The sequence below is a fragment of the Nostoc sp. KVJ20 genome (assembly GCF_001712795.1).
Classification (GTDB): Bacteria; Cyanobacteriota; Cyanobacteriia; order Cyanobacteriales; family Nostocaceae; genus Nostoc.
Genome location: NZ_KV757795.1, coordinates 1 through 3,446 on the forward strand (window position 1 = coordinate 1; position 3,446 = coordinate 3,446).

A 3,446-nucleotide genomic window follows, 5' to 3' on the forward strand; every position below is an offset into this window, starting at 1 on the left:
TTCTTGCTGTAATTCACGTATTACCTTACTCTGCTCAATGATCATGTTTACCAGTTCTTCTTTGGATAACTGGCCCAAACTTTCTGGGTCTAGTTCATGAGTCAGGTTTTGGTTCATATTTGTGATACTCCACCTCAACTGTCCCCTTTGTCAATACTCTGTTACCTGAATCCTTACATGAAAAGTTTTCTCAATAGTAATTCTGGCTTAAAATCTCGCATTGCTTTTCATATAGATTTTCCTGACTATACAGGTGAGGAAATGCACTCTATTTTCCTGACAATGTGTAATAACAATAAAACTGGATGGATATGTACTGAAAATGTATCAGAGCGCTTGAAAACTATATTCATCAATATGTATGAAAATCGAGGAAATAACTTTGCTAACGGTCGGGATGTACGCAATATTTTTGAAAAAATGGTGAGACGAATTAAAGCCCGTATTGTGAGAGAAAATCTCTCTGGCGAATCAATGCGGACATTTAGTTTAAATGATATTCCACCTGAACTTCAATAAATTTATTATCCCATTTACCAAATCATTAATTACAAAATGGGGCAGATATAGCATAGCTGACACCAGGGGCAAACTAAACTTTTTACGTTAAGTTGCCACCAATGACAGCTATGCGCCCCTACCTTATGGTTGAATTACATTGTTGTAATTAGGAATTAGTATGAGCTACAGGTTTAACCTGACTCAACAAATCGTGCAGCTTTTCGCCTTCAATGACCTCTGTTTCTAAGAGTTGAGTAGCGATCGCTTCTAGCAAGTCTCGATTCTGTCTGAGAATCTCTAGGGCTTGTTCGTGGGCTGTTTCCACGATTTCCTTGACTTCGCTATCAATGGCTTTGGATGTGTCTTCACTTACCGCCCGTCGGGGATTAGCCCCACCATTACCCAAAAACATCGATTGTTGTCCTTGTTGGTAAGCTAATGGCCCTAAGACTTTGCTCATCCCATAAGATGTTACCATCCGTTCTGCCAAGTCAGTTGCTCGTTGCAAATCGTTGGAAGCACCTGTGGTAATGCTGTTAAACACAATCTCTTCGGCGGAACGTCCACCTAATAGAGTTGCAATCTGACCCCGCAATTCATCTTCATTCATCAAAAAGCGGTCTTCAGTTGGTAATTGCAGAGTGTAGCCCAAAGCAGCCATCCCACGGGGAATAATCGAAATCTTTTCTACACGACCGTTTCCTGTGGTTAGCGCCCCGACCATTGCGTGACCAACTTCATGGTATGCAACAATCTTTTTCTCAGTCTCGTTCATCACGCGACTCTTCTTCTCTAAACCGGCGACTACCCGCTCAATTGCTTCAGCGAAGTCTTCTTGAGCAACACTTTCACGGAGATTGCGAGCTGCTAATAATGCCGCTTCATTTACCAAGTTTGCCAAATCTGCACCAGCAAAACCAGGGGTACGAGTAGCGACCGCTCTTAAATCTACATCATCTCCTAATTTTACCTTTTGAGCGTGAATCTTGAGAATTGCTTCCCGACCAGATAAATCAGGACGGTCTACCAAAACTTGGCGGTCAAAGCGGCCTGGACGCAGCAATGCAGAGTCAAGGCTTTCGGGACGGTTGGTAGCAGCTAGGACAATCACCGTTGCATCGCCAGCCGCAAACCCGTCCATCTCCGTTAGTAATTGGTTGAGGGTTTGTTCTCGCTCATCGTTACCACCGTAGAAGCCGTTACTGCTACGAGACTTACCGATCGCGTCTAACTCATCAATGAATACAATACAGGGAGCCTGTTTTTTAGCTTGCTCAAACAAATCCCGGACTCTGGAAGAACCAACGCCGACAAACAATTCTACAAACTCGGAGCCAGAAATACTAAAGAATGGAACTCCTGCTTCTCCTGCTACGGCTTTCGCTAAAAGTGTCTTACCAGTACCAGGAGGGCCAACTAACAGCACACCTTTGGGAATTCTAGCGCCAATTTGCGTAAACCGTGCCGGAGTCTTGAGGAAATCTACAATTTCCACTAACTCAGTTTTCGCTTCTTCGACTCCAGCCACATCTGCAAAAGTGATTTTAGCTGATTCGCCTTCAACGTAAACCTTAGCTTTGCTCTTACCAATAGAAAGCGCACCTTGAGGGCCACCGCCACCACCACGGGCGAGAAAGAATTGCCAAATACCAATAAAAATCAGTGGTGGAATCACCCAACTCAAGAGGGTTGTAATCCAAGTATTCTTGGGTGGAGGTGTAGCGGCGAACTCAACTCCCTTTTCTTCTAGCAGTTTGGGTAACTCTAAATCAAAGATTGGTGTAGTTGCAAACACCGGGCCTGGTTCGGCGTTTTCTGTTTTTAGTTCGTAGAGGATCTGATTTTGACCGACGGAAACGCGGTTGACTTCCCCTTCTTGGACTTGATGAATGAATAAGCTATAGGGAACACCAGTAGGGCCAGAAGCAAATAAACCAGGCAAAAATAAATTTAAGAGCAGGAATAGTCCTGATACTGCCAGTAATATATTAGCGATGATCCGAAACCGAGGTGACTTAGGCTGTTCTTTAATTGCCATAAATGTTGTAACCAATCCTTAGAATGAAAATTGTTGAGAATGTGACTTTCACAAAAAGTCCAATATTTAGCACCCGAATAGTTAAAGCCGCAACTTATACTGTTTCCAACCAATCAAAAATTTGGGCTAACTGATCTAGTGTTACCAGCCCATATTGCCAGAGGGTCATGGCCAGAAAGTTGGGAGTCTGCTCACAATGTCGCAAAGCAAGAGAAATTGCTCCACCAGAAATACCCAACTCTTCTTTTAAAAAATGCACCAATTGATCTGTAGCTTTCATCGCAATGTTAAATAATGTTAAATAAGCTTTATTTCTGAGAGAGCTTTACTTGTGTGATGTATTTTCCAGCCTACACCGCAAAGTGGCTCAGTTTGTCTCGATTGTTAAGGATACTAACGCTTTTCATAATTTCTCCTATCTGGCAACGGGTGCAGCTTTTTTTATTTATGTAACTAAACTTAACAATTAAATTAATCTTTGGGAACTAACGAGCAAATACGGTTTACCGTACTCAAAGAGTTAACACCACTGGACATCTCCGAAAATGAATGTAGAGACGTAGCACTGCTACGTCTCTACAAGGGTTCTGGATATCGCATATTTAATTTCTGGAGATGCCTACTAGAAATAAGAAAATTTTGCTGAAGAAAACGCTGTTACAAAAAAGGCAGATATTATGAGACACAAAGAGAAATCCCATATCCTCTTCCATAATGTTATCGAGGATGTTGGAGGCAGATAGCGCAGCGTTAGCGAGTCCGCGAGCGTCGGGCAGTCAAGAGTAGAGGAAAAGCCCGACGCTCCTTTCCTGAGCTACCGCTGCGCTATCTGTAACAGCCCGCGACCTAATGGAGCAAGGGTTTAAGACAAGAACTCCAAAAATTCTAGGGCGTGTCATCAATTGAG

At 42.9% G+C, this 3,446-nt stretch carries 3 protein-coding genes; 1 reads left to right on the plus strand and 2 read right to left on the minus strand.

Annotated features, from left to right (window positions below; translation table 11 throughout):
* Positions 1–177: 177 nt before the first annotated feature.
* Complete coding sequence (locus A4S05_RS37430; protein WP_069074806.1) at positions 178–519, plus strand: hypothetical protein; 342 nt, start codon at positions 178–180, stop codon at positions 517–519.
* 148 nt (positions 520–667) lie between these two features.
* Here A4S05_RS37430 and ftsH4 read toward each other — a convergent pair whose 3' ends face one another.
* Positions 668–2,539, minus strand: a complete 1,872-nt coding sequence (gene ftsH4, locus A4S05_RS37435) for an ATP-dependent zinc metalloprotease FtsH (protein ID WP_069074807.1) — start codon at positions 2,537–2,539, stop codon at positions 668–670.
* Positions 2,540–2,633: 94 nt separating this feature from the next.
* The gene (locus tag A4S05_RS37440) at positions 2,634–2,819 is read right to left on the minus strand and encodes a DUF2949 domain-containing protein (RefSeq protein ID WP_012408660.1); all 186 of its coding nucleotides are present in this window, start codon (positions 2,817–2,819) and stop codon (positions 2,634–2,636) included.
* Positions 2,820–3,446: the final 627 nt, after the last annotated feature.